This is a genomic window from Arthrobacter sp. 05L421, assembly GCF_056397785.1.
The window spans coordinates 361,688-388,018 of record NZ_JBFTOC010000002.1 but is presented as its reverse complement, the minus strand read 5'-3'; the positions used below and the strand labels follow the sequence as shown (position 1 = coordinate 388,018).

Annotated in this window: 22 protein-coding genes; 13 read left to right on the top strand and 9 right to left on the bottom strand. The window is 67.4% G+C overall.

The window, feature by feature from the left end; all coding sequences use genetic code 11:
* Positions 1–15 precede the first annotated feature (15 nt).
* From AC1DKQ_RS04705 to AC1DKQ_RS04690, 4 genes are read left to right on the top strand one after another with little or no spacing between them, the layout of a single operon-like run.
* Positions 16–1,173, top strand: coding sequence for an FAD-dependent monooxygenase (locus tag AC1DKQ_RS04705; protein WP_476918348.1), 1,158 nt, complete (start codon positions 16–18; stop codon positions 1,171–1,173).
* A 4-nt stretch (positions 1,174–1,177) separates the two neighbouring features.
* Entirely contained in the window at positions 1,178–2,146 is a 969-nt protein-coding gene (locus AC1DKQ_RS04700; protein ID WP_476918347.1) for an alpha/beta hydrolase, read from the top strand.
* A complete protein-coding gene (locus AC1DKQ_RS04695) occupies positions 2,143–3,111 on the top strand; it encodes an MBL fold metallo-hydrolase (protein ID WP_476918346.1) in 969 nt (322 codons plus the stop codon). The genes AC1DKQ_RS04700 and AC1DKQ_RS04695 overlap by 4 nt, the downstream gene beginning before the upstream one ends.
* The gene (locus AC1DKQ_RS04690) at positions 3,104–4,876 is read left to right on the top strand and encodes a CocE/NonD family hydrolase (RefSeq protein ID WP_476918345.1); all 1,773 of its coding nucleotides are present in this window, start codon (positions 3,104–3,106) and stop codon (positions 4,874–4,876) included. Before AC1DKQ_RS04695 ends, AC1DKQ_RS04690 begins: the two co-directional genes overlap by 8 nt.
* Here AC1DKQ_RS04690 and AC1DKQ_RS04685 read toward each other — a convergent pair.
* The 3 genes from AC1DKQ_RS04685 to AC1DKQ_RS04675 form a co-directional block, all read right to left on the bottom strand.
* Entirely contained in the window at positions 4,873–7,266 is a 2,394-nt protein-coding gene (locus AC1DKQ_RS04685; RefSeq protein ID WP_476918344.1) for an ATP-binding cassette domain-containing protein, read from the bottom strand. The two genes, AC1DKQ_RS04690 and AC1DKQ_RS04685, sit on opposite strands and share 4 nt — an antisense overlap.
* 124 nt (positions 7,267–7,390) lie before the next feature.
* Positions 7,391–7,810, bottom strand: coding sequence for a VOC family protein (locus tag AC1DKQ_RS04680; protein ID WP_476918343.1), 420 nt, complete (start codon positions 7,808–7,810; stop codon positions 7,391–7,393).
* Positions 7,807–8,256: a helix-turn-helix transcriptional regulator gene (locus AC1DKQ_RS04675; protein ID WP_476883395.1), complete on the bottom strand. Its 450-nt coding sequence runs from the start codon at positions 8,254–8,256 to the stop codon at positions 7,807–7,809. Before AC1DKQ_RS04675 ends, AC1DKQ_RS04680 begins: the two co-directional genes overlap by 4 nt.
* 104 nt (positions 8,257–8,360) lie before the next feature.
* Here AC1DKQ_RS04675 and AC1DKQ_RS04670 point away from each other — a divergent pair, with 104 nt between their 5' ends.
* The 5 genes from AC1DKQ_RS04670 to AC1DKQ_RS04650 are packed head-to-tail and all read left to right on the top strand — an operon-like array spanning position 8,361 to position 13,372.
* The gene (locus AC1DKQ_RS04670) at positions 8,361–9,608 is read left to right on the top strand and encodes a type III polyketide synthase (protein ID WP_476918342.1); all 1,248 of its coding nucleotides are present in this window, start codon (positions 8,361–8,363) and stop codon (positions 9,606–9,608) included.
* Positions 9,609–9,628: 20 nt separating this feature from the next.
* Positions 9,629–10,381 carry a class I SAM-dependent methyltransferase gene (locus tag AC1DKQ_RS04665; RefSeq protein WP_476918341.1) on the top strand — a complete coding sequence of 251 codons (753 nt, stop codon included), beginning with the start codon at positions 9,629–9,631 and terminating at the stop codon, positions 10,379–10,381.
* Entirely contained in the window at positions 10,374–11,567 is a 1,194-nt protein-coding gene (locus AC1DKQ_RS04660) for an FAD-dependent oxidoreductase (RefSeq protein ID WP_476918340.1), read from the top strand. The genes AC1DKQ_RS04665 and AC1DKQ_RS04660 overlap by 8 nt, the downstream gene beginning before the upstream one ends.
* A gap of 32 nt (positions 11,568–11,599) precedes the next feature.
* Positions 11,600–12,655 (top strand): hypothetical protein, encoded by a 1,056-nt coding sequence (locus AC1DKQ_RS04655; RefSeq protein ID WP_476918339.1) that lies wholly within the window; start codon positions 11,600–11,602, stop codon positions 12,653–12,655.
* 9 nt (positions 12,656–12,664) lie between these two features.
* Positions 12,665–13,372, top strand: coding sequence for a peptide deformylase (locus AC1DKQ_RS04650; protein ID WP_476918338.1), 708 nt, complete (start codon positions 12,665–12,667; stop codon positions 13,370–13,372).
* On the opposite strand, the gene AC1DKQ_RS04645 is transcribed toward AC1DKQ_RS04650, so the two are convergent.
* Positions 13,333–15,417 (bottom strand): S9 family peptidase, encoded by a 2,085-nt coding sequence (locus tag AC1DKQ_RS04645; RefSeq protein ID WP_476918337.1) that lies wholly within the window; start codon positions 15,415–15,417, stop codon positions 13,333–13,335. The two genes, AC1DKQ_RS04650 and AC1DKQ_RS04645, sit on opposite strands and share 40 nt — an antisense overlap.
* A 193-nt stretch (positions 15,418–15,610) precedes the next feature.
* On the opposite strand from AC1DKQ_RS04645, the gene AC1DKQ_RS04640 reads away from it, so the two are divergent.
* The 4 genes from AC1DKQ_RS04640 to AC1DKQ_RS04625 all read left to right on the top strand — a co-directional run bounded on the left by AC1DKQ_RS04640 (position 15,611) and on the right by AC1DKQ_RS04625 (position 19,071).
* Positions 15,611–16,558 carry a putative RNA methyltransferase gene (locus AC1DKQ_RS04640; RefSeq protein WP_476883388.1) on the top strand — a complete coding sequence of 316 codons (948 nt, stop codon included), beginning with the start codon at positions 15,611–15,613 and terminating at the stop codon, positions 16,556–16,558.
* Between the two features lie 239 nt (positions 16,559–16,797).
* Positions 16,798–17,259: an NfeD family protein gene (locus AC1DKQ_RS04635; protein WP_377986340.1), complete on the top strand. Its 462-nt coding sequence runs from the start codon at positions 16,798–16,800 to the stop codon at positions 17,257–17,259.
* Positions 17,260–17,348: 89 nt separating this feature from the next.
* On the top strand, positions 17,349–18,305 hold the full coding sequence (locus AC1DKQ_RS04630; RefSeq protein WP_476883387.1) for an SPFH domain-containing protein: 957 nt from the start codon (positions 17,349–17,351) through the stop codon (positions 18,303–18,305).
* A 418-nt stretch (positions 18,306–18,723) separates the two neighbouring features.
* Positions 18,724–19,071: an RNA polymerase-binding protein RbpA gene (locus AC1DKQ_RS04625; protein ID WP_026266329.1), complete on the top strand. Its 348-nt coding sequence runs from the start codon at positions 18,724–18,726 to the stop codon at positions 19,069–19,071.
* Between the two features lie 110 nt (positions 19,072–19,181).
* On the opposite strand, the gene AC1DKQ_RS04620 is transcribed toward AC1DKQ_RS04625, so the two are convergent.
* The 5 genes from AC1DKQ_RS04620 to tatA all read right to left on the bottom strand — a co-directional run bounded on the left by AC1DKQ_RS04620 (position 19,182) and on the right by tatA (position 26,317).
* Positions 19,182–19,928, bottom strand: coding sequence for a polyprenol monophosphomannose synthase (locus tag AC1DKQ_RS04620; protein WP_476883386.1), 747 nt, complete (start codon positions 19,926–19,928; stop codon positions 19,182–19,184).
* A gap of 497 nt (positions 19,929–20,425) precedes the next feature.
* Positions 20,426–22,069, bottom strand: coding sequence for an amidohydrolase (locus tag AC1DKQ_RS04615; protein ID WP_476883385.1), 1,644 nt, complete (start codon positions 22,067–22,069; stop codon positions 20,426–20,428).
* A 132-nt stretch (positions 22,070–22,201) separates the two neighbouring features.
* Complete coding sequence (locus AC1DKQ_RS04610; RefSeq protein ID WP_476883384.1) at positions 22,202–25,180, bottom strand: DEAD/DEAH box helicase; 2,979 nt, start codon at positions 25,178–25,180, stop codon at positions 22,202–22,204.
* Positions 25,181–25,204: 24 nt separating this feature from the next.
* A complete protein-coding gene (tatC, locus tag AC1DKQ_RS04605) occupies positions 25,205–25,999 on the bottom strand; it encodes a twin-arginine translocase subunit TatC (protein ID WP_476883437.1) in 795 nt (264 codons plus the stop codon).
* Between the two features lie 48 nt (positions 26,000–26,047).
* Positions 26,048–26,317 carry a Sec-independent protein translocase subunit TatA gene (tatA, locus tag AC1DKQ_RS04600; RefSeq protein ID WP_476883383.1) on the bottom strand — a complete coding sequence of 90 codons (270 nt, stop codon included), beginning with the start codon at positions 26,315–26,317 and terminating at the stop codon, positions 26,048–26,050.
* Positions 26,318–26,331: the final 14 nt, after the last annotated feature.

Sequence of the window (26,331 nt, the reverse complement as noted above, 5' to 3'; positions counted from 1 at the left end):
GAAAGAGATGAAACCATGAAGGCTTCGGAAATCAGGAACCTCAACATCGCCATCGTCGGCGCGGGGTACGGCGGCGCAGCGGCGGCCAAGGCCTTGAGCTTGCTCGGCGCGAACGTCAACGTGTACGAGCAGGCGTCCCAGATGCGGGAGGTCGGCGCCGGCATCGGCCTGCGTCCGGCCACTATGGACCGGTTCAGCCAGTGGGGCATCTTCGGCGCGATCGCGAAGGTCAGTTCGCCGAGCGACTACTTCGAAATCCTCACCGCCGAAAGTGTTCCGATCATGAAGGACACCTGGCCGGAGTTCGGCGAGCAGACCCAGACCTACCTCATCCACCGCGGCGACTTCATCGAGGCTCTCCTCGGCGTTCTCCCCGAGGGCATGGTGCATCTCGGCCACAAGCTGGAAACCATCGACGACAAGGGTGGCCGCTCCGTCCTGACCTTCACCAACGGCACGACGGTCGAGGCCGACCTGGTGGTCGGTGCCGACGGCATCAAGTCCGTGGTGCGCGAGCAGCTCTTCAGCGACACGGGCCCGGTGTTCTCGGGTGAACATGCCTACCGTGCAGTGATTTCCGCCGACGACGCCCACGGCCTCGTGGTCGACGACAACCTCCGGATGTACATCGGAAAGGGCACCAAGGTCTACTTGCTGCCGCTGCGCCACCGCAACCAGGTCTCCTTCGACATCACCGCCCTGAACCCGGACGGCACGTGGGCACCCGAGGTAACCAAGGAGGACCTCCTGGCCACCGTGGACGGCTTCGACGAGCGACTGGTGAGCATCGCCCGCGGCCTCGACATGGACACGGTGAACATCCGTGCCGTCTACGACATCGACCCCGTCGCTACATGGCACACGGACTCCGTGGTCCTCATGGGAGACGCGGCCCACTCGATGCTGCACCACCAGGGACAGGGCGCGAACTCTGCCATTGAGGACGCGGGAGCCCTGGCCGACGCTCTGGCCCAGGCGGGCTCGGTCAAGGAGGCTCTGGCCCTGTTCCAGGCGACCCGCAAGCCCGTGACGGACGAACTGCAGCGCATCTCGCGGCAAGGGTGGTCCGAGGAAGAGGTCGACGACGTTTTCCCTGGTCAGAAGCCCACGTCCCAGAAAGCTATCTCCCAGAAGGCCGGCGGCGTCAACGCGCCAGCACAGGCGAAGGGCTGACCCCATGACCATCCACCCTGAAATTGCCAAAATCCTCGCAACTTTGCCGGCACCCGATGGTTCTCCCCTGAACCCCGCAGCCATGCGTGCAGGCGAGGCCGCCCAGGTTGCCCCGCCGGAAGTGCGCCTCCCGCTGCACTCTGTCCAGGATGCCACGGCAGTGACGCCATCGGGCGAGGTGCCCGTGCGCATCTACACGCCGGCCGACGCCGACGCTTACGGCCTGCTGGTGTATTTCCACGGCGGCGCGTTCTTCCTGGGCAGCCTGGACACGCACGACCACATCGCGCGATCCCTGGCCAAGGAAACCGGCCATAAGGTCATCGCGGTCGGGTACCGGCTGGCCCCCGAGGCATCGTTCCCGGCCGGCCTTGACGACTGCTACGGCGTGGTCCGCTGGGCCGCCGAGCAGGGCGGCAACCTGGGCTGGGACGGAAAGAACCTCGCTGTCGCAGGAGACAGCTCGGGCGGCAACTTCGTTGCCGCCGTCACCGCGAGGGCCCACGATGACGGGTTCTCTGCGATCACGCACCAGATCCTGTTCTACCCATCACTGGACCTTGACTTCGACGTCGACCGCTACGCGTCGCTGCGGGAGAACGCCGAAGGGTACGGACTGGAGACGGCGGGTTTGTTGCCGTTCAATTCCTTCTACTTCCAGAGCGGGGCGGACCCGACGGATCCGCTCGTCTCCCCCATCAAGCGCCAGGACCTCGCCGGCCTTCCGCCGGCCCTGGTCATCACCGCCGAGCACGACCCCCTGCGGGACGAGGGCGAGCTCTACGGCCTGCGCCTCAGGGAGGCCGGCGTCGACGCGTCAGTCAGCCGCTACGAGGGGGCCAACCACGGCTTCGTCCAGTACTTCTCCTGGATTCCGGAGTTCTACGGGCCGTTCGAAGAGACCGCTGCGTTCCTGGGCGGAAACACTGGGCTTCACGGGAGCACAGGGCTCAAAGGGAGCACAGCGCAATGACTGAGTCTGTCGCCGTTCACCCGATGGTTTCCCCGTGGGGGAGGTTCGGTCTCTACAGCTTCTTCATCGACGCTCCGGAACCCGCGATCGTCGACACGGGAATCGCGTCCTCTCCCGCCGAAGGCATGGTGCCGGCACTGGAGGCGATGGGCCGCAGGATCGAGGACGTCCGCTGGATCCTGCTGACCCATGGACATATCGACCACATCGGCGGCGCTTACGCCTTGTGGGAGCTCACCGGACGGCGCGCGCAGGTGGTCATCCATGAGGCCGACGCACCGATGTTGCGCTCCCGCCGGGCGCACGTGGACGAATACCTTGCCGGACGCGCCCAGTACCTGGATGACCCCGACGGCGAGGCGAAGCTGGCCGAGGCCACAAAAGCCGTCATCTCGGGCGAGATGGAGCCTACGCTGCTGGTGCGGGGCGGCGAGACCATCTCCCTCGGCGGCAACGTCACCGTCACCGCGCACTCGATTCCGGGCCACACCCGCGGATCCGTGGCGTACGTCATCAACGGGCAAAACGACGTCTTCGTAGGCGATGCCGTGCAGGTCCACGGTGCGGCCAACGGCTTCCCAGGATTCGTGGACCCGGCCGGCTACCGCGCAAGCCTGCAGTACCTGCGCGACCAGATCCGACCGCGGCACCTCTACCTGGGCCACCCGTACCGCCGCGCGGACGGCACGCCCTACGGCGTGGAGCTCGACGCCGGTCAGGCCAAGGAAGCGCTGACGGGGAGCCTGGAGATCGAAGCCCGCGTCAATACGGCGGCCCACGACTGCTTGGCTGCCGGGCTGCAGGAATCAGAATCACCGTACTCGCCCTTCGCCCGCGTAGCCGAGGAACTTGGCTACGCGGGCGACCCCGCCTTGGAGCCGTCCCCGTTCTTCACAACGCTCAACGGCTACCGCACCACATTCGACCACATGCCCGAAGATGAGGAGATCAACACCCTTGGATGACTTCCAGCTGCTGAATACCGGCGGAGAGAAGATTGCCGTTCGCAAGGACCTCCGGGTCCCCATGCGGGACGGCATTGAACTCGCCGCGGACGTCTACCACGGCGCCGAGGACAAGCCGCGGCCCGCACTGGTGGCCCTGAGCCCCTACGGCAAGGAACTGCAGGCCCTGGCATTGACCACCCCGCCGCAGCGGCGGCCGAGCCCGATGTGGGACGGCTGCATTGAGGCCGGCGACATCGCCCGCATCGTCAAAGAGGACTACGCCCACGTCATCGGCGACCTGCGCGGGTCCGGGCACTCCGGCGGCGAGCACATCGGCAATTACAACGCCGGCGGTGTCTCACTTGGCCAGGACGCGTACGACTTCATCGAGTGGGTCGCCGGCCAGCCCTGGTGCGACGGCAACGTCGGCATGGTCGGCATCTCCTACTTCGGGTCCATGCAGGTGCTGGCCGCGGCCGAGCGCCCGCCGCACCTGAAGGCGATCTTCGTCTCCGGCGGGCACTACGACTTCTACGAGACCACCTACCACGGCGGCGTTATGTGGTTCATGCCGCGGGCAGCCCGCGAGGGCCGCGGCGGCGACTCCGGCTGGGCCTTCACCGACAACGTCAAGTCGCGCATGATCGAGAAATACTCCCCCGAGGAACTCAAGCAGCTCGTCGCCAAGCGCCTGGAGGATCCAGACGTCGCCGCGTGGCCGAACCTGGTCCATGTCCTGAACTACCCGAAGAACCACGAAGCCTGGTTCGACATCGTGATGAACGAGCTCGACGGGGACTGGTACGAGGAGCGCAACCCCATCACGCTGGCCCCGAACATCGACATCCCGGTGTGGCTGCAGATCGACCAGGGCCGCGGATGGACCATGGATGGCACAATCGAGCTGTTCAACAAGCTCAAGGGCCCGAAGAAGCTGGACATCGGCCCCTACCCACCAATGCAGTCGCGTCCCTTCATCGAAGAGCACGACAAGATGTTCCGGTGGTACGACTACTGGATCAAGGGCATCGACAACGGCGTCATGGACGAGCCGGCCGTGAGCGTCTTCGTGGAGGGCTCCCGCGAGCTCGTGACCGCCGAGGCGTGGCCGCCCAAGGACGTGGAACACAAGGCGCTCTATCTGCGCCCGCGGCACAAGCTGTCCACCGAACCCGAGCTCATGGGTGCCGAGTTCGCCGCCCCGGACGGCTTCTACCAGGCCCCGCTGACGGTGACCGACAAGGTGGAAATCATCAGCTGGTCCACCCCGCCCTTCGAGGAGGACACCGAACTGATCGGAACCGGCGCGGCGCACATCTTCGCCGAGATCGACCAACCGGACACCAACTTCATCCTGCGCCTTTGGGACTACGCTCCCAATGGCAAGCGCCAGCTCATCACCAGCGGCTACCTCAAGGCCTCGCACCGCGAGCTCGACGAGCGGAGCGCCGAAGGCAGCCCGGTACACCCGCACACCCGATCGGTTCCGGTGGAACCCGGCACGATCGAGGAGTACGTGTTGCGCCTCTACCCGTTCGCGAACACTTTCAAACCCGGTCACACCCTGAGCGTGGAACTGTCGAACGGCGAGCCGCTGGCCGACGAGCATAACGCGCTGCTGCCCCCGGATGCCTTCCACCTGCCGGTGGGCCGTCCCGTCACGCACAAGATCTACCGCGACGCCGCCCACCGCTCCCGGCTGGTGCTGCCGTTCACCACGCGAAAGGCGGCCGCAGACCAGGCGGACCCGCTGGTGGAATCCGCCGGGCCCGGAGCGGTTTAGGAGGCGCCGACGTAAGCCGCGAGGTGCTGGCCGGTGAGCGTGGAGCGGGCGGCCACGAGGTCGGCGGGCGTGCCCTCGAAGACGAGCCTGCCGCCGGCGTGGCCGGCGCCGGGGCCGAGGTCGATGATCCAGTCGGCGTGTGCCATGACCGCCTGGTGGTGCTCGATGACGATCACCGACTTGCCGGAGTCGACGAGCCGGTCCAGGAGGCCCAGCAGGTTCCGGACGTCGGCGAGGTGCAGGCCGGTGGTGGGCTCGTCGAGGACGTAGACGTCGCCCTTCTCTGCCATCTGGGTGGCGAGTTTGACGCGCTGCCGCTCGCCGCCGGACAGCGTGGTGAGCGGCTGGCCGAGGGTGAGGTAGCCGAGACCGACGTCCACGAGCCGGTCGAGGATCTTGTGGGCGGCCGGCGTGCGGGCTTCCCCGTCGCCAAAGAACTCCTCGGCCTCGGTCATCGACATCGCCAGCACCTCGGCGATGTTGCGGCCGCCCAGCTTGTACTCCAGCACCGAGGCCTGGAATCGCTTGCCCTCGCAGTCCTCGCAGGTGGACTCGACAGTGGCCATGACACCGAGTTCGGTGAAGATCACTCCGGCCCCGTTGCAGGTGGGGCAGGCGCCTTCCGAGTTTGAGCTGAACAGCGCCGGCTTCACGCCGTTGGCCTTCGCGAACGCCTTGCGGATCGGCTCGAGCAGGCCCGTGTACGTCGCGGGGTTGCTGCGGCGCGACCCCTTGATGGCACCCTGGTCGATCACCACCACACCGTCGCGGCCGTCCACCGAACCGTGGATCAGCGAACTCTTCCCTGAGCCGGCGACGCCGGTGACCACGCACAGCACGCCGAGCGGGATGTCGACATCCACGCCCTGAAGATTGTTCGTGGACGCGCCACGGACCTCCAGTGCGCCCGAGGACGGGCGTACCGATTCCTTCACCGCGGCCCGGTCGTCGAGGTGGCGGCCGGTGATAGTATCGCTCCCCCGGAGCCCCTCCACGCTTCCCTCGAAGCAGACGCTGCCGCCCGCGGTGCCTGCGCCGGGACCGAGGTCAACGATGTGGTCGGCAATCGCGATGGTCTCCGGCTTGTGCTCGACGACGAGCACGGTGTTGCCCTTGTCGCGCAGCTGCAGCAGCAGCTGGTTCATCCGCTCGATGTCGTGCGGGTGCAGGCCGATCGTCGGCTCGTCAAAGACGTAGGTGATGTCCGTCAGGGACGAGCCCAGGTGCCGGATCATCTTGGTGCGCTGGGCCTCTCCCCCGGACAGCGTGCCCGCCGGCCGGTCCAGGGAGAGGTAACCCAGCCCGATTTCGGCGAACGAGTCGAGCAGGTGCCGCAAACCTTTCAGGAGCGGAGCGACCGAAGGTTCGTTGAGTTCGCGGACCCACACGGCCAGGTCGCTGATCTGCATGACGCAGAGGTCGGCGATGTTCTTGCCCTGGATCTTCGAGGACCTGGCCTCCCGGCTGAGCCGCGTGCCCTCGCACTCCGGGCAGGCCTGAAACGTGATGGCGCGCTCCACGAAAGCGCGGACGTGCGGCTGCATCGCCTCGACGTCCTTGGAGAGCATCGATTTCTGGATCTTGGGGATCAGTCCCTCATACGTCAGGTTGATGCCCTCGACCTTGATCTTGGTCGGTTCCTTGTAGAGGAGGTCGTGCATTTCCCTTTTGGTGAACTTCGCGATCGGCTTGTCCATGTCGAAGCCGGCACCGCTGAAGATGCGGCCGTACCAGCCGTCCATGCTGTAGCCGGGGATTGTCAGGGCGCCGCCGCCGAGCGACTTGGAGTCGTCGTAGAGCGCGGTGAGGTCGAAGTCGGAGACCGAGCCCATGCCCTCGCAGCGCGGACACATGCCGCCCAGGTAGACGGCATCGTGCACCACACTCTTCTCCACCCGGCCGCCCTTCTCGGTGCTCATCACCCCGCTCGCCTTCCGGGTCGGGACGTTGAAGGAGAACGCCGTCGGAGGCCCCACATGCGGGGACCCCAGCCGGCTGAAGAGGATGCGCAGCATCGCGTTGGCGTCGGTGACGGTGCCGACGGTGGACCGGGGGTTGGCGCCCATCCGCTCCTGGTCGACGATGATCGCCGTGGTCAACCCCTCGAGGTGGTCCACCTCCGGCCGCGCCAGCGACGGCATGAAGCCCTGCACGAAGGCGCTGTAGGTCTCGTTGATCATCCGCTGCGACTCCGCGGCAATGGTCGCGAACACCAGGGAGCTCTTGCCTGAGCCGGAGACGCCGGTGAACACCGTCAGCCGGCGCTTCGGGATCTCGATGCTGACGTCCTTGAGGTTGTTTTCGCGTGCGCCTTGCACACGGATCAAATCGTGGGTGTCCGCAACATGCTCCGCAGCCGACTGCGAGTCCGCCCTCGTGGCCATGCTCATGGTGCCTCCATCTGTTTGCGGGGCCGCCTGCGCGGGCTCCCTCAGCGTCGCTTTGCTCTATCTAACCAGCTTCCGGCTCGGCCTCCGGGCCCTGCATCCGCCTGTCCTGCGCCCGCGGGACAGTTCAGAGCGGCTGCTGGATGCGGATCAGGTTGCCCGCGGGGTCGCGGAAGGCACAGTCGCGGACTCCGTAGGGCTGCTCTGTCGGCTCCTGGACCACCTCGGCACCGCAGGCCTGCAGTCGCTCAAAGGTGGCGTCGACGTCCTTGCTGGCGAGGAGGATGCGGGCATAGGTGCCCTTGGCCATCATCTCGTCGATGGTGCGGCGCTCGTCGTCGGTGACACCGGGGTCGGCGGCAGGCGGCTCCAGGACGATCGACGTGCCCGGCTGGTCAGGCGGGCCGACCGTGATCCAGCGCATCCCGCCGTAGCCGACGTCGTTGCGGACCTCGAAGCCGAGCGTGTCGCGATAGAAGGCGACGGCGGCGTCGGGATCGTTGTGTGGGAGGAAACTCGCGTGAATATTGATGTCCATGGAATTCATGCTAACTGCGGTGCCGGGGCCGGCACTTCTCGATTCCTGACCGGTCTGGTGACCTGTTTCGCCACGCAGGACGGCATCCCCGCGGTCGTACGGGCAGCCTCGCGCCGGTAGACGCTGGGCGGTACGCCGACCAGCTCGGTGAAGCGGGTGCTGAAGGTGCCCAGGGACGAGCATCCGACTGTGAAGCAGACCTCGGTGACGCTGAGATCGCCGCGGCGCAGCAACGCCATCGCGCGCTCGATGCGCCGCGTCATCAGGTAGCTGTACGGCGACTCGCCGTACGCGAGGCGGAACTCGCGGCTGAGGTGTCCAGCCGACAGGTGCACACCGCGGGCGAGGGCCTCGACGTCGAGCGGTTGCGCATACTCCCGGTCCATCCGGTCACGGACGCGGCGCAGCAGGGCGAGGTCACGCAAGTGCTGCGCCCGGTCGGGTTTGCTGGTCACATGTGAGATCGTGCTACTTCGCGCCGAAGTTGTCCAGTCCGGCCGCCGTGCCAAATCCCGGATCCGTCCATTGTCTTTGGCGGCGGGCTCACTGAGAATGAACCATGACGGTCTACCTGAGGTCCTTAGAAACTGCAGTCCCGCCAACCATCCTGGTCCAGCCCGAGGCCAGGGCCGTGTTCGCCGCCCAGCCGGGCCTCACGCGGCTCGGATCCCGGCTGGTCAACACGTGCTTTGACTCCGCAGCCATCGACACCCGGCACACGGCAGTCGAGGAGCTCACCACAGACAGCCGGGCGGAAGACCCCCAGTTCTTCGACCCGGCAACCGGCTTGGTGCTCAGCCCCAGCACCAAGGTCCGCAACGGTATATTCGCCACAGAAGCGACCAAACTCTTCATTGAGGCCGCCCAAAAAGCCCTGGATGCCTGTCCGGGAATCGGGGCGCCGGACATCACCCATCTGATAACCGTCTCGTGTACCGGTTTCTTCAATCCGGGCCCGGATTACAAGATTGTCCGGGCCCTCGGCCTGGACCCGGCCGTCCAGCGGTACCACCTCGGTTTCATGGGCTGCTACGCCGCCTTCCCGGCACTGCGGGCCGCGAAGTCCTTTTGCGAGGCGGACCCTGATGCCACGGTGCTCGTGGTCTGTGCCGAACTCTGCTCCCTCCACGTCCGGACCTCCAATGATCCGGACACCATCATGGGATCGGCCTTGTTCGCCGACGGCGCCGCTGCGGCCATCATCACCGCGCGGGACATTCCGAACGAACCTCCCCTTTTGCGGCTGGACCACTTCGAAACCGTTCTGACGCCCGTCGGGGAGGACTCGATGGCCTGGAACATCGGCGACGAAGGCTTCGAGATGGTGCTGGGCAACTATGTCCCGCACATCATCGACGACCACATCATCGGCGCCCTCGAACCCCTCCTGTCCCGCGACAGCTCGCTGCAGGGACTCCGCTACCGGGACATCCAGCACTGGGGCATCCACCCGGGCGGCCGGAGCATCCTGGACAAGGTCCAGTCCCGGCTGGACCTCAGCGACGAACAGCTGGTCCCCGCCCGCGAAACCCTCCGGAACTTCGGGAACATGAGCAGCGCCACCGTCCTGTTCGTTCTCAAACACATCCTGGAACTGCCCGCCAGTGACGTGGCCGCGGACGACGCCGGGACCAGCCCAGGAGGCTCTGATGGCCCCGGCGCGGAACGGATCTGCTCGATGGCCTTCGGCCCGGGCCTGACCGTGGAAACGGCGCTCTTCACCAGGCTGGCCGCCCCGCCGCCCGCGGCGGCCGCGCGGCAGGAGTCCGCGGCGGAACCGGCGGACCCAGTGGCGGTGCGGGTCTGAAAGCGGCCACGCTGAAACCGTTGAGCGCGAAGCAGGGCAGGGAACGCCTCCGGGCGGCCCTCCTGCGGGACCGCGCGTCAGACGCCGTCGAGGAAATGGACCTGCCCGGCTGCGATCCGGGCCGCCTGGAGCGCACCTATGCCCAGTTCGCACTCGTCAACCGTGTGGTGGCCGGTTGGCGGGGCATCTATCGGACCCGGATCCGGCCGCGGCTGTCCGCGGACTCCCCCACCTCCCTGCTGGACATCGGGTGCGGCGGGGGCGACCTCTCGGTGCTGCTTGCCCGATGGGCCGCCCGGGACGGACTGCGGCTTGAGGTCACCGCCATTGACCCGGATCCGCGGGCAATCCTGTTCGCCCATTCCCGCCACGCGGCGGCGGACGTGACGTTTCGCCAAGTGGGCTCTGCCGAGCTGCTCGAAGAGGGCCACCGGTACGACGTCGTGGTGTCCAACCATGTGCTGCACCACCTCGACGGGCTGGGAGCGTTCCTTGCCGAGTCGGCCATGTTGTCCCGTGGCACCGCGGTCCACAACGACATCCGCCGGAGCCCCGCCGCGTACGCGCTCTTCCTTGCCGGCTCCTGGGTGCTCACTGGCTCCTACATTCGGCAGGACGGGCTGACCTCGATCCGGCGAAGCTATACCGCCGCGGAACTGGCCGCCGCCGCTCCCCCCGGCTGGACAGTTGCCCGCCACGTCCCGTTCCGGAACCTGTTGCTGCTGGATACCCCCGACGGCGACTATCCGGAGAGGCCCGCTGCCCGTGGCTGACGTGCTGATCATCGGCGCCGGCCCGGTGGGACTGTTCATGGCCGCGCTGCTGCTGCAGGACGGCATGGAGGTGCAGATCCTGGAACAGCGGAGCGCACCGGAACCGCATTCGCGGGCCATCGGCATCCATCCGCCGGCGCTGGCCGCGCTCGCCGGAACCGGAGTTGCCGGGGCGCTGGTTGCCGAAGGCGTCCCGATCCGCCGCGGAGTGGCCCTGGCGGGCGGGAAATGCCTCGCCCAGATGTCCTTTGCCGGCGTCTCGGACCGTTTTCCCTTCATCCTGTCCTTGCCCCAGGGCCGTACGGAGGCGCTGCTGGAACGGCGCGTCCATGAGCTCGACGACGGTGCCCTGCACCGCGGCGTCCGGCTCACCCGGCTGTCCGACGACGGCGCCCGGGTCACCGTGGAAGCCGAATCCGGGAGCGGCCCCCTGCGCTATACGGCGCCGCTGGTCATTGCCGCCGACGGCGTGCGCTCCACCGTGCGGGCGCTGCGGGGCGTCGCCTTGCGCGTGAAGGATTACCCGGACAGCTACCTCATGGGGGACTTCGCGGACAACACCGGCTTCGGCCCGGACGCCGCGCTTTTCCTGGCCGGGGCCGGCATCGTGGAGTCTTTCCCCTTGCCCGGTCAGCGCCGCCGCTGGGTGGTCCGGCTGGGCGCCGGCGACCTCACTGCTGAAAGCCTCACTGATGGCGACATGACTGCCGGCGACATAACTGCGGGCGGCCAGGGCGGCGACGCACAGTGGCTCATGCACTGCGTGCGCGAGCGGACGGGACTCGACATCGACGCCGGGACCAACAGCATGCTCAGCCGCTTCGGCGTCCGCACACGCCTGGCCCGCCGGATGGTGACCGGACGCGTAGTGATGATCGGCGATGCGGCCCATGAAGTCAGCCCCATCGGCGGGCAGGGCATGAACCTGGGCTGGCTGGACGCAGCGGCCCTGGCCCCTATCGTGTCGGCTGCCATGAGCGGCCAGGGGGTAGAAGGCGACCTACGAACCTTTGAACGCACCCGGCTGCGGGCGGCGGCGAGGGCCACACGCCAGGCCGAAATCAACATGGCCCTGGGCCGGCCCCTCCAGGAGGGCCTTTTGACGGCGCGGAACCGGGCCATCGGAGGCGTCGCCGCAGTTCCGGCCGTGAACGCACTGATCGCCCGCCGCTTCACTATGCAGTAAGGGTGGACGAAGCCCCGGATTAGACTGTGCGCATGGACGGCCTTCTTGTGACGCGCCGGCGCCGCCTCCTGCTGCGGGTTGCGGCTGCCGCTGCCGTGCTGGGCGTTGCGGCGTCCTGCAGTGCCGGCACGGTCCGCGGGACCGGCAGCACCGCAACCACTGCAACCGCGACGGCGACGGCGACGACACTGGCCCCCACCGGCCCTGTGACCGCGGAAATCAGCCAGTTCCGCGACAACTACAGCAAACAAATCATCGAAATCCAGCTCACCAACACCACCGGCGCTCCCCTGACCGTCCTCGGTGCGGAACTGACCAGCCCGCTGTTTGCGGCGCCGATCACGTGGCCGCCGCGCACCGGCGGGATAGAGCTTCCGCCGGGACAGACGAAGAGCCTGCCGGCGCCGCTGCCCGCACCGGAGTGCGGCCCCAATCCCCCTGGTCCAAGTGGACCGGGAACTGCATCCGGCGCCGACGCGGGCACCGCATTTGTCGCCCTCCGGCTGGCCGTGCCGCAGGGCGCCGGGAGCAACGGGCCTGCGCAACAAGGAACTGCGCAACAAGGAACTGCGCAACAGGCAGCCGTGCCGCCTCCAGCCGACGCCACCGCACCCGCCACGGATCCGTTCGGCGTCCTGGCGCGGAACAAATCCGAGATGTGCCTGACCCGGGCCGCCTCTGCCCTGGCCGCCGTCGCACTGGCTCCGGACCTTGAGGTCGCCGCGGACGGGCGGACCGGCGTCGTGCGCCTGCTGATCCAACCGCGCGCCGCCGGCGGTTCAGGAGCTGGAAGCGCCGGTGAGCTGGTGATTGACCGGGTGGAGGAAACCACACTCCTGGCGGAGGCCCCGCAAGCGCCATGGCCGCATTCGCTGACGCTTCGGGCCGGCGGCCCGCCGGCGGAAGTGCGCCTTGGCATCCGGCCCGCCCGCTGCGATCCCCACGCCGTGGCCGAAGACAAGGTGGGCACGCTCCTTCCGCTGCGGGTCAGGGTGGCGGGCCGGGAGGGCGTCCTGAAGATCGACGCCGGCAGCCGACTTCGCGGCCGGATCTACGACTTTGTGACGAAGGCGTGCGGCCGCCAGTAGTCTGGGGGCATGTCCTTTGACGCCAGGCCCACCGACTACAGCGCCGCCCGGATTAGCGAGGCCGTCCAGGAGATCCTGGGCGTGGGTATCCTGCCCCCGATTGTCCAGGCAGGGCATCCGGTGCTCCGGCACGTGGCGGCACCGTTCGACGGTCAGCTGAGTGACGCCGAACTGGGCCACCTCATCGACCTCATGCGCAGCGTGATGCACAAGGCCCCGGGCGTCGGCCTGGCGGCACCGCAGCTGGGGATTCCGTTGCAGCTTGCCGTACTGGAGGACCAGTTCGCGGTCGATCCCGACGTCGCTGCCGTCCGCGGGAGGGAGCCGCTGCCGTTCTTTGCCATGCTGAACCCGAGCTATCGGCCCCTGGGCGAGAAGTCCGTGGCGTTCTACGAAGGCTGCCTCTCCATTGGCGGCCTGCAGGCGGCCGTGATGCGGCCGGAATCCGTCCAGCTCGACTTCACGGCCCCGGACGGCACGCCCCTGGAGCGGACCTTCACCGGCTGGCAGGCCCGGATTGTCCAGCATGAGACCGACCACCTGCACGGAGTCCTGTTTCTTGACCGGGCCGAGCTGCGCTCCCTCAGCAATAATGCCGAATACTCCGCCCGCTGGGCCCAGCCGGACATCAACCGCGCCCGGCAGGAACTCGGGTTCCTGCCGGACCCTGCGGAGGACTACGGCTGCGGTGCCGGATTCCCGGCGGATGGCAGGTAGCGGGCCCACCACTTCAGGATTTCATCGAACCGCTGCTTCCGGTGGTGCGGAGTACCGGACCGGGACAGCTCGTGGTTCTCGCCAGGGAAGACCAGGAATCCGGTCTCGACGCCCTGCTGCTTAAGGGCGGTGAAGTACCGCTGCCCCTGCTCCACGGGGCACCGGAGGTCCTCCTCGCTGTGGATCACCAGCGACGGCGTCCGCACATTCTCCACGCGGGCCATGGGACTCTGCGACGCCATTTGCTCCGCCGAAGGGCCTGTGTATTCCCCGCCGAAGAACCAGCCGATATCAGAAGAACCCGTGAAGCTCACAGGATCCAGGAAACCGCGCTCAACGATGGCCGCCCGGAAACGGTGGTCATGGCTGATGGTCCACGCTGTCAGGTAGCCGCCGTACGATCCGCCCATGATGCCGACATTGGCGCCGTCCAGGTCCTCAAACTTCTCCACGGCCCCGTCCAGGAAGGCGAGGACGTCCTGCATGTCCACGGTTCCCATCCGCTCCTTGATGGACCGTCCGTGGTCCTGGCCGTAGCCGGCCGAGCCCCGCGGATTGCACATGAGCACGGCATACCCGGCCCCTGCATAGACCTGGGCTTCGTCGAACAAGGCCACGCCGAACTGGGCAAAAGGGCCACCGTGGATGTTCAGTAGCACCGGGTGCGGCCCTGGCCCTGCCGGCTTCACGAGCCAGCCATGGACCGGGTACCCGTCGACCGAGGGCAACGTCAGTTCCTGCGGCTCGCTGATGCCCGCAACGCTCCGAAGCGGCGCGGAGAAGTCCGTCAAGCGGCGGACCTGCCCGCCATCGACCACGGCCAAGTCCCCTGCCGTGGTCAAATCGCTGAAACTCACCACGACCGTCCCCCCGCCAACCGCGGCCCCGGTCACCACCCGGTTCCCTTCCAGGACGACGGTGTGGGCTCCCGTCGCGTCGAATTCGTGCAGTTCCACGGTTCCCCGAGCATTGTTCAGCACCAGGGCGCTCGCGGCGCCGCGCAGCTCGATCCGGCTCCCGCCGGAGAGGTCCAGGGTCTCGGCGTCGCTGAGCGCTGTCGCGTCTCCGCCGGCGGAAGGCGTGGCATACAGGGCGGTGTTCCTGGCCACGAAGTCCCGGCCGGACGCGCCCAAGTCCTGGGCGAGGAAGAACAGCCATTCCCCGTCCGCGGACTGGCGTACGGCACTGATGGTCTGCCGTCCGGTATTGCCCGGAGTGACGGCCTGCGGTTGCCCTCCGGCGGCGGGAACGGCGTAGATGCTGCTGACCAGGTCGGTGTCCCGGTCCTCGTGCAAGGCCGCGGTGAAGTAAATGGTACCGCCGTCGGCGCTGAAGCTGGCGTCGTTGTGGTCTGCTGCCCCGGTGGTGAGTTGCTTGGCGTCCGGCAGCAGGCTGGCGCGGGTCTCTGCGGGGTCGGCCGCGGCGCCGAGGGCCTTGAGGGCGCGTCCGGCCGGGGCCACCTTCGGTTCGGCGTCAAGCTGCGGCACCTCGATGAGGAATAGCTGCAGGGGCTTGTCGGCCGTGTAGCCAAGCCCGTTCATCCGGTACTGGAAATCGGTGATCAGCCGGGCGTCCTCGCTGCCTGCGCCCACGCCGTCGATGCTGCCGTACCGGCCCTCGTCAGGAGTCCTGGCACCGAAGACAATGCTGCGGGAATCCGGTGACCAGGCAAAGGAGCTGACCCCCAGTGGGGCGGCCGTTAGCAGTTGGGGTTCGCCGCCGGCGGCTTCCACCACGTGAAGCTGCGGCTTACCGCCGGCGGCCGCACGCAGGAACGCGAGGGCCCGGCCATCTGGTGAAAAGTCGGGTGCGGTGTCGCGGAAGCCGCGGGTTAGCCGGCGCGGCCGGTGGTCCGGGTTGGTGGGGTTTGGGTTGTCCGAGTTTGGATTCTTCTGCTCAGGGTCCAAGGGCACGGTCCACAGTTGGCCCACGTAGGCGTCGGCATCGAAGTCCGGGCGGATCACGGACACCACGGCGCGGGACCCGTCAGGGTGCACGGTGGGGGCTGAGACGGAATTGAGCAGCGGTAGATGTTCAGATTTCACGATTGCGAGCCTAGCCCGTGGTGCGCGAGCTGTGAAATACCTCACGTCCTGTGGGTGCGCCGCGTTCCCTGTCGGCTTCCCATTCCCCACGCGGCGCCCCTGCCGCCAATTGCCCCAGCGTGCCGCGTTCCGTGCCGCCTCCAGCATGCCCTGTCCGCGAGGAGGGCCGGGGATCCGCGCTTAGGATGAAACCATGCCTCCCGCCACCGAATTTCCCCTCCTGTGCCCGGTGTGCCGGGACGCTCTGCGGTTCGGTGCCGGCGGTGCCCGCACCCTGGTGTGCGGCGCTGGCCACAGCTTTGATGCTGCCAAGCAGGGATACTTCAACTTCCTGGTCGGCAAGGGGACTGTTTTTGAAGCCGACAGTGCGGACATGGTGGCGGCCCGCTTCGATTTCCTGTCGGCGGGGCACTACCAGCCGCTGGCCGATGCCATTGCCGAGCTGGCAGCGCCGGCGCTAGTGGCCACCCCGGGCCGCCGGGGCGTGGTGCTGGACGCCGGAACGGGAACGGGCCACTACCTCAGGGCCGTGCTGGATCGTGTCGTCCGGGACCTGGCCGCCCACGATGGTGCAGCATCGGATTTTGCATTGCCGGGCGAGCCGCCGGCGGAGAGTGTTCCGGCGGACAGCGTTTGGGCCGCGGCAATCGGCCTGGACATTTCCAAGTTCGCACTGCGCCGCGCCGCCAGGATGAACCCGGAAGCCTTGAACGTGGTCGGTGACGTGTGGCAGCCTTTGCCGGTCGCGGAGAACGCCGTCGACGTCGTCACCGTGGTCTTTGCCCCGCGCAACGCACCCGAGTTCACCAGGGTGCTCCGCCCAGGCGGCCGCCTGGTTGTTGTCACGCCACGGCCCGGGCACCTGGAGGAGGTTGCCGGCCTCACCGGGATGCTGGGGATCGAACCGGCCAAGGATGAACGGCTCGCGGCATCCCTGGGCCAGCATTTCGCGCCCGTCGAAACACGGGATCTGGACCTGGCATTGACCCTGAGTCCGCGCGACGTCGCCAACCTCGCCTACATGGGACCCGCCGGCCACCACCTGGACCGTGCCGCACTCGCAGCCCTCGCGGCCGCGCTTCCGGCGCGCACCGCTGTCTCGGCCCGTTTCCGGATCAGCGTTTTTGAGCCCACCCCCTGACCAATCCTGGCGCGACGCCGCGGCGCCGCGTCTGGGCACGCATTCAGGACACCCCGAACAGCTGCCTGAGGCGAATTGGGGCGGGGAAACCGGGGCAGGAGCCGACCCGTGAATAACGACTTGGCCACTTTGTCCATCAATTCCCAACTCCCTGTTCCAGCTATTGCCCTTCCGCATAGGATGGAAAGACAGTTACTGGGGAACTGTGCCCGCAGCTCCCGGAACTCAAGGGGGAATAGATGTCTGAATGGTTGATCGAGAATTGGTGGGCCCTGTGGCTCACGCTCTTTCTCCTGTTTGCCGTGGTCGAGATGATCACTCTGGACCTGTTCTTCATCATGCTCGGCGGCGGCGCCCTCGCCGGGCTCGTGGCGGACTTCGCCGGCGCAGATCCGTGGCTGCAGATCATCGCCTTCTGCGTGGTATCCCTGCTCATGATCGGCTTCGTCCGGCCGGTGGCCTTGAAACATCTGCACCGGGGCCCTGCGGATCAGCGCACGAACATCGAACGCCTCATCGGCGAGTCCGCCGTCGTCATGGAGGCAGTGAACGAAAGTGGGGGCCTCGTCAAGATTGGCGGGGACGTCTGGAGTGCACGGTCCCAATCGGGAGTGCTGGTGCCCGGGCAGCAGGCTGTTGTCAGTGCCATCGACGGTGCCACAGCGATCGTGGCCCCGCAGCCGGAATCGGCAATCCAATAACCGCAAGCAGTTCTGCGGCCACAGCTGTCCGGCAGCCCGCTGAACTGCCTGAGCGAGAACAAACCAAACAACTGGGGAATAGGTGATGTATGGATATCGCAGTCGCAATTGTGCTGCTGGTACTAATTGCGTTCGTAATTATTGTGCTGGTCCGGTCGGTTCGGATCATTCCACAGGCCCGGGCCGGCGTTGTTGAACGGCTGGGCAAATACCAACGCACGCTGAACCCCGGACTTACCCTGCTGATCCCGTTTGTGGACCGGTTGCTGCCGTTGCTCGACCTGCGCGAGCAGGTGGTTTCCTTCCCGCCGCAGCCCGTCATTACTGAAGACAACCTCGTGGTTTCGATCGACACCGTCGTCTACTTCCAAGTCACTGACGCACGGGCCGCCACCTACGAGATCGCCAACTACATCCAGGCCGTGGAACAGCTCACCACCACCACCCTGCGCAACGTGGTGGGCGGCCTCAACCTTGAGGAAGCGCTGACGTCGCGCGACCAGATCAACGGCCAGCTCCGCGGAGTCCTGGACGAGGCCACCGGTCGCTGGGGCATCCGGGTCTCCCGGGTGGAGCTCAAGGCGATCGATCCGCCCCACTCGATCCAGGATTCGATGGAAAAGCAGATGCGGGCCGAACGTGACCGCCGCGCTGCAATTCTGACGGCCGAAGGCACCAAGCAGTCCGCAATCCTGACTGCCGAGGGCCAGCGTCAGTCCTCCATCCTGAAGGCCGAAGGCGACGCCAAGGCCGCGATCCTGCGGGCCGACGGCGAGGCTCAGGCCATCCAGAAGGTCTTCGACGCGATCCACAAGGGCAACCCGGATCAGAAACTGCTCGCCTACCAGTACCTCCAGACCCTCCCGAAGATTGCCGAGGGAAGCTCGAACAAGCTGTGGATCATTCCCAGCGAAATTGGCGAGGCCCTCAAGGGGATCGGCAACGTACTGGGTGCCAACGCGGTCCAAGAGCAGGTGTCCCCGACGTCGGACGTTGCTCCGCCGTCAGCGCCCGTCGGTGCGGACGGCCAAGGGCACCTGCCCTGAGCCTGCGCCCGCCCCGGTTCATGTGGACGCCGCCCGCGTAACTGCACGGCCCGAGTGGTCCCTGCTGGCCCCCGCAGCCTGGCCGTCTCGGCCCGGCTGCGGGGGCCGGCCAGCTTAAGCCGGGCCAGACGGGTACAGCCTACGCAGTCCCACCCGCGGGACCACTCGCTTTACCTCGCAGGCACCACTCCCGTATACTTGGTTATTTGTCCGGTCGGTTCAGCCGTCCGGAACAAAAACGCTCCGCACAGCGTTGAATCCAATAGTGTTCCAAACAGTTTTTGTCCACTGCTGACTGTCTTCTGGCCGGGCTCTACGGGCCAGGCACGGTACAGCGCGGTGGAACCAGATGTCCGGCGCCTGACGGCCCCCGGACAACGCAGGGCTGGACCTTGCGAACCGAATAGAGGGAGAAAAGATGAGCGATCGCAGCCTGCGGGGTATGCGCCTTGGCGCACAGAGCATGGAGACCGAATCCGGCGTCGAACCGGCTCCGCGCCAGCGGGTTGAATACCGTTGCGAGGACGGCGAACAGGTGTTCGTGACGTTCTCCTCGGAAGCCGAAATTCCTCCGGTCTGGGTGTCGAAGACGGGCAAGGAGGCCTTGCTGGTGGACGGCGAACGCCCGGTCAACAGCAACGAAAAGGCAGTGCGCACGCACTGGGACATGTTGCTGGAGCGCCGCTCGCTTCCCGAGCTTGAGCAGATCCTCGAAGACCGCCTCACGATCCTGCGCGAACGCCGCGGCGAACGCCGCTCGGCCTAGCCCAAAGAACACCGGCTACGGCAAGGGCCGGGCCTGCATCATTTCTGTTGATGCGGGCCCGGCCCTTTTTGGTCCGGATTGCCATCCGGGGACGGGAGCCGTCCGCGCTGCTAGGCGGCCTGCCTGGTGTCCTGCTTGCCCCGGAGCTTGTTCCAGCGGGCCGTGAGCCCCCATTTGGTGACGTTGATCATGGCTTCGACGACGATGTTGCCGCTCATCTTCGAAGCGCCGAGCTCCCGCTCAACGAAGGTGATGGGACGTTCCACGATCGTCAGGCCGAGCTTGGCCACGCGCCAGGCCAGATCCACTTGGAAGCCGTAGCCGACCGAGTCCACGGTATCCAGGTTCAACTTCTCGAGCGTGGTCCGGCGGAAGGCGCGGAAGCCGCCGGTAACGTCCTTGATCTTCACGCCCAGCATGATCCGGGCATAGGTGCTGCCGACCCGGCTGATGGCCTGGCGGTAGATCGGCCAGTTGACCACACGGCCGCCAGGAACCCAGCGTGAGCCCATGGCGAGGTCCGCGCCCTGTTCCACGGCCTCGAGGAGCTGGGGCAGCTGCTCGGGCTGGTGCGAGCCGTCGGCGTCCATCTCCACGAGGATGTCGTAGCCGGCGTCGAGGCCCCACTTGAAACCGGCGATGTACGCCGCGCCGAGGCCCGCCTTTCCGGCGCGGTGCAGGACGTGGACCTGGCCGTCTTCGGCGGCCAGACGGTCCGCCAGCTGCCCCGTACCGTCGGGGCTGTTGTCGTCGACAACCAGCACGTCGGACGCGGGCACGGCTGTCCGCAGGCGACCGAGGGTCTTGGGCAACGATTCCAGCTCGTTATAGGTCGGGATGATGGTGAGGACACGCACAGCGAGGCCTTTCCTTGAAGGGAGCGGTCGGGGCGCCGAACGTCAGTCGTTCTGGATATTCAGGCGCAACTTCCCATTATAGGGAGTTACGCGCGCCTGAAGGGGCCGAATGACCCCCCGGGCAGGTCCACCCGCTACGGGCCAGTTCCGGCAGGCCTCGAATTGCGACGCCGGAACCGTTTTCTGCTGCAAAGTGGACCCGCCCCCTGGGGGTGCCCGTGGTCATGACCAGGAAGCTCCCGCGGGTGCGGGAACCTGGGATGGACCGGGGACTGCCGGAGCCTGCGCCGAGCGCAAGCCTCCGTTGCCCCTCAATGCTACGGGGGCGGACCGATCTGTCAACCGAGCGGTGACCTGCCGTTATGTGCATCGCTCCAGTTCAGGGCATGGTTGCCGCCGCGAATGTTTCGGCTTCGCCGGGCGGATGACGAACCCAGCCTGAGGCGCCAAGGTTCAGGGCGCCGAGGGTTCAGGCGCCGAAAGTTACGCGCCGAAAGTTATGCGCCGAGGGCGCCGCTGGCATAGAGTTCCTGGCCGTCCCGTACCGTCAGCAGGCAGGCCGGATCGCTCCCCGTGTCCAGCGCCGGCAGAAGTGGTGTGCGGGCACGCGGATCGGTGCTCCAGGACTGCACCCGGCCGTCGGCAACCTGGACCATGAGTTCGTCGACCTCCCAGACCGCGAAGCTGGCCGGGGCCCCCGGCACCAGCTGCCCGGCCATGGGGTTGGGGTAGCGGGCGGCCCGCCAGCCGGCCCGCGTGTGGCCAAGGAACGCCGCCCGGGCGGAAATCTGTTCCGCAGGGTTGGTGTGCTGCAGGCACGCCCGCACGCTGGACCACGGACGGAGCGGCGTCACCGGGCTGTCGCTGCCGAAGCAGATCGGCACACCGGCCGCGTAGAAGCGTGCAAAGGGGTTCATTCCCAGCCGGCGGGAACCAAGCCGCTGCTGGTACAGGCTGTCCCCGCCACCCCACAGGGCGTCGAAGACCGGCTGCGCGCTGACGGTGACCGAATAGCGCGCCAGCCGGCTGATGGCTGCTGCATCCGCTAGTTCAACATGCTCGAATCGGTGGCCCGCGGCGCGGACGCGCTGCTCCCCCACCTCGGCCGCGGCGAGGTCGAGAGCATCGAGGGCCGCGTCCAGGCCGGCGTCGCCGATCACGTGAAAGCCTGCCTGGATCCCCAGGAGCGAGCACGCCGCAAGGTGGGCGGCTGCCTCGGCCACGGAGAGGTACAGATTCCCGCGCTCCCCCGGCGCGTCGGCGTAGTCCTCACGGAGGGAGGCGGTCCGTGAACCGATCGAGCCGTCAATGTTCAGGTCCCCGGCCAGGCCGAGGACGGACACGCCCAGGCCCTCAAGGATGGACTGGCCATGCTCCTGCGATGTGGCCAGTTCGCCCCAGTACGGCAGGATCTCCGGGACAGCGTCCCGGCCGTCATTCCAGGCCGCCGCGAGCTGCAGGTCCTCGACACTCCCGATGTGGGGGGCGGCCATCTCGGCGAGGGCCACGTAGCCGTTGGCGGCCGCCTCAGCGAGGGCTCGCCGCTGGTAGGTGCGCAGGGCGTCGGCCGGCAGCTGGCGGGCCGTGCGGCGGGCCGCGGTGTGTGCCCCGCGTTTGACCTGGCTGCCGCCGGCGTCGCCATCGAGCCCGTCCACTCCGGCCGACGCCGCCAGGGAGCTTGAAACCAGGGCCGAGTGGACGTCTACGCGGGACAGATAGACCTGGCGGCCGCCGGCCGCGCGTTCGATTTCGTCCCGGCTGGGCAGGGTGGGATCGACCCAGGTACTTTCGTCCCAGCCGTGGCCCAGGACGGTGCCGTTGGCAGGAGAGGCCGCTACGGCGTCGAGCAGTTCAGTGGCCGAGCGCACGCCGGCCAGCTGGAGCCCCTCCAGCGCGATTCCGGTTTCCGTCACGTGGATGTGGGAGTCGACGAAGCCGGGGGCCAGGAGCGCGCCCTGCAGGTCGATCACTTCCATGGAGGAGTCCGCGATGGAAGTGGCGGCCTGCTCGGAACCGACCCAGGCGACAGTGTCGCCGTCGACCAGCATCGCGGTGGCAAAGGGATCGGCCGCAGTGTAGACGGAGCCGTTGCGGTACAGCGTGACTTTGCGGGAGGCGGGGGTGGCTGGCGAATCGGTCATGGGACGGGAACTCCTTGTAGCTGGTGGCCGGCCCAGCGCCGGCGGGTTCAAAGGTCGTGGAAGTCTCAGTAGCGGGCAAGCGAGCGGGCCAGCGTGTGGGGGCAAGGGGAGGCGGGCGCACGGCCCGCAGCCCTACGCCACGGAGGAATAGGCGACGACGCCGCGTTTGATGAGTTTGATGGCCTGCTCGCACAGCCGCGCAATCCGGGGGTCGAGGTTCGGGATGTCGGCCAGCTGGTCCAGGAGGTCAATCACCTGTTTGACCCAGCGGACAAAGTCGCCCGCAGCCAGGTCGGTGCCGCTCAGCACCTCTTGGAGGTGCCGGCCCTTGGCCCATTTGAAGATCGGCCAGACGAGGCCGAGTTCAGGCTCGCCGGTGAGCGGCAGCTTGTTGGCCTCCTCCACGTCCTCCAGTGCGGACCATTCGCGGACCACGATGTCCACCGCGGACTCCAGGGACACACTCGGCATCTTGGGCCGCAGGCCGCGGTCCTCGCGTTTGGCCTGGTAGACCAGCACGCTGGCCAGGGCGGCGATCTCGGCGGCGTCGAGGTCGCTGAACGCCCCCATCCGCAGGGACTGCGAAATCAGCAGGTCCTTTTCGCCGTAGATCCGCCGCAGGCGTTGCCCGTCCGGGCTAATGGACAGCACGCCGGTGTCCGAGGTCTCCAGGTAGCCGTAACCGGTCAGGACGCCGCATACGCGGTCGAAGGTCTTGGCGATGGTGTTGGTCCGGCCTTGAATCTGCCGGATGAGGCCGTCCGTTTCCTGGCGGAGCTTCCACCAACGTTCGGACCAGCGGGCATGGTCCTCGCGTTCGCTGCAGCCGTGGCACGGGTGGGCGCGGAGCTCGCGGCGCAAGTCGTTGATCCGTTTCTCCTGGTTGGGCGCAGCGGAGGCCCGGCCAAAGTCTTCGTCGCGGCGCGGGGGCGCGGGCGGCCGGTGCTCGCGGATGGCGTTGCGCACCGAGGACGCCAGATCGCGGCGGGACTTGGGGACCTTGGCGTTGAAGGACTTGGGAATCCTGATCCGCGTGATCGGCGACAGCGGACCTTCGACGTCGTGCAGTCCGATCCGGCGGAGCTGGTTGTCCAGCGTCATGACTGCGGGCCGGGGCTCCCGGGATTCGTGGTCGGAGCTGAGCACCACCGCCAGCCCGGGTGACTTGCCGGCGGGGACATCCACCACGTCGCCTGGCAGCAGCCGGCTCAGGGAGTCCTCCGTGAGGGACTTTTTCGCCCGGGAACTGCCCCTGGAGGCGGTGGCCTCGGCATCGCCCAAGGCCCGCCGCAACCGCGCGTATTCGGTGAAATCCCCCAGATGGCAGGTCATGGCCTTGCTGAACCCGGCGATGGATTCCTCCCGGCTCCTGACTTGCCTGGCCAGCCCAACCACGGAACGGTCTGCCTGGAACTGGGCAAAGGACGATTCGAGGATCTCCCGGGCGCGGGGCCGGCCGAATTGCGCCAGGAGGTTGATCGACATGTTGTACGTGGGGCGGAAACTGGAGTTCAGCGGGTAGGTCCGCCGTGAGGCCAGGCCCGCGACGGCCGCGGGATCCGTGCCGGGTTGCCACAGGACCACGGCGTGGCCCTCGACGTCGATGCCACGGCGTCCGGCGCGGCCCGTCAGCTGGGTGTACTCCCCCGCCGTGATGTTGACATGCGCTTCGCCGTTGAACTTGTCCAGCTTTTCCAGAACGACGCAGCGGGCCGGCATATTGACGCCGAGGGCGAGCGTTTCGGTGGCGAAGACGGCCTTGACCAGTCCGTCGACGAACAGCTTTTCCACGACCTCTTTGAAGGTCGGCAGCATGCCGGCGTGATGCGCGGCGAGTCCGCGCAGCAGGCCGTCCCGCCAGCTCCAGAAGCCGAGCACATCGAGGTCGTCGGAGGGGATGTCCTGGGCGGCCTCGTCGACGCGCTGGGCGATGATCTGTTGTTCGCGCTCGGTGGTCAGCCAGAGGCCGGCCGCCACGCACTGGGCCACGGCGGCATCGCAGCCGGCCCGCGAGAAGATGAACGTGATGGCCGGCAGGAGGTCCTGCCGGTCCAGGCTGGCGATAACCTGCGGCCGGCTGGCCTTCCGCACCGGGCTGCGCTGGGCGCTTTGCGGCTCGTCCCGCTGACTGCGTTGGTTGCGGCGCTGGCTCCGGCCGCCATGGCCGAAGCGGCCACGGAAATTCATCTGGCTCTCGGCGCGCGCCATGGAAAGCAGTTCCGGATTGACCTCGAAGCCGGGCCGACCGGACAGTTCTGCGGTGACGGCCACGGGGGCTCCGGCGGCAACTGCCTTGCCTGCTCCGGTCCGGCCTGCCGCCGCCCGGCCGGCGGCCTCGCCCGCAGTTGCCTGCCCTGCAATTGCCTCACCTGCAGTTGCCTCACCCGGCAGCGCGATCTCGTCAAAACTGGTGTCGCCGGCAAACAGGTCCACGATCTTCCGGCCCACCATGACGTGCTGCCACAGGGGCACCGGGCGGTGTTCGGAGACGATCACGTCTGTCTGCCCGCGGACGGTGTCGAGCCACGCACCGAACTCCTCGGCGTTGGACACCGTGGCGCTTAGCGATGCCACCTGGACCTCGCTGGGCAGGTGGATGATGACTTCCTCCCACACCGCGCCGCGGAAGCGGTCAGCGAGGTAGTGGACCTCGTCCATGACCACGAAGCCGAGGTCATCCAGGGTGTCCGAGTCCGCGTAGAGCATGTTGCGGAGCACCTCAGTGGTCATCACCACCACGGGAGCGTCGCCGTTGATGCTCGTATCGCCGGTCAGCAGGCCCACCTGGGCGGCGCCGTACTTGGCGGCGAGCTCGGCGTACTTCTGGTTGCTCAGGGCTTTGATGGGCGTGGTGTAGAACGCCTTGAGTCCGCGCTGGAGGGCCAGATAGATGGCAAATTCCCCCACGATTGTTTTCCCGGCGCCGGTGGGAGCGGCCACCAGCACGCCCCGCCCGGCCTGCAGGGATAGGCATGCTTCGCGCTGGAAGTCATCGAGTTCGAATTCGAGCGAGCGGATGAACCCGCCAAGATAGGTTTTGGCTTCGGCTGCCCGCTCGACGCTGGCGCGGTAACGTTCGGACGGCGATTCCGGCCCGGGGTGTGACGACATGCTTCCAGCCTAATGCGCGAAAGGCTAGAGGTTCTCCAGCTCGGAGCTGGGGGTGGCCTGGTCGGCTGTGGCTTCGGTCTCGGCCACGCGTTTGACCTCGCGCCGCTCGCGCCGGCGGTCGTTGAGCAGGCAGAGCCCGATCGCGGCGAAGAACAGCGCCAGCATGGGGACCGCGAGGTAGAACATGCTGGTGGCGTCGGCGCCGGGGGCGGCCATCGCGGCGAAGAGGCACACCAGGAACACTGTGATGCGCCAGCTCTTGAACAGCTGCTGGCCCTTGACGAGGCCGGCCAGATTCAGCCCCACGAGGACCACCGGCAGGAGGAAGGCGACGCCGAAGGCGAGCAGCAGCCGCAGGACGAAGGTCAGGTACACCTGGGCGCTAATGAAGTTGGAGCCGCCCGACGGCGTGAACTCGGTCAGCACCCGCACAGCGTTCGGCAGCACCATCCAGGCCAGCAGGACGCCGCCCAGGAACAATGGCACGGCCGCGGCGACGAAGGACAGGGCCATGCGCCGTTCCTTCTTGTGCAGCCCGGGGACAATGAAGGCCCACAGCTGGTAGAGCCAGACGGGGCTGGCAATGATCAGGCCCAGGAACACGGATACCTGGATCATGAGGTCGAACGAACTCGCGACGCCGTCAAAGTTCAGGGTGGCCTGCCGGCCCTGCTGTTCGTTCAGGTCGCGGATTGGCTTGGTCAGCGCAGCCAGAAACGGCTGGTAGACGAGGAAGCCCACCACTGTCCCAATGACAACGGCGATTGCCGCCTTGAAGAGCCGGTTGCGCAGCTCTTTCAGGTGGTCGAGGAGCGCCATCCTCCCCTCGGGGTTCGATCGACGGCTCACGGTTAGTGCCATGCGGTCTTAGGCGCGGGTCGACGGCGGAACGTCGGTTCCGTCGCCCGTGCGGCTTTCCGGTGCGCCGGCCTGCGGGTGGTTGATGACCCGGCCTTCGACAGGCTCGGAGCCATCCTTGGCGTCAGTGGTGCCGTCCTTCTTCATTTCCCGGACTTCCGACTTGAAAATGCGCATCGACTGGCCCAAGCTGCGGGCCATGCCCGGCAGCTTTGGCGCAGCGAACAGCACCAATGCCAGAATGATGATGATGATGAGATGCCAGCCTTCAAGCCTCATGGGGGGAGGTCCTT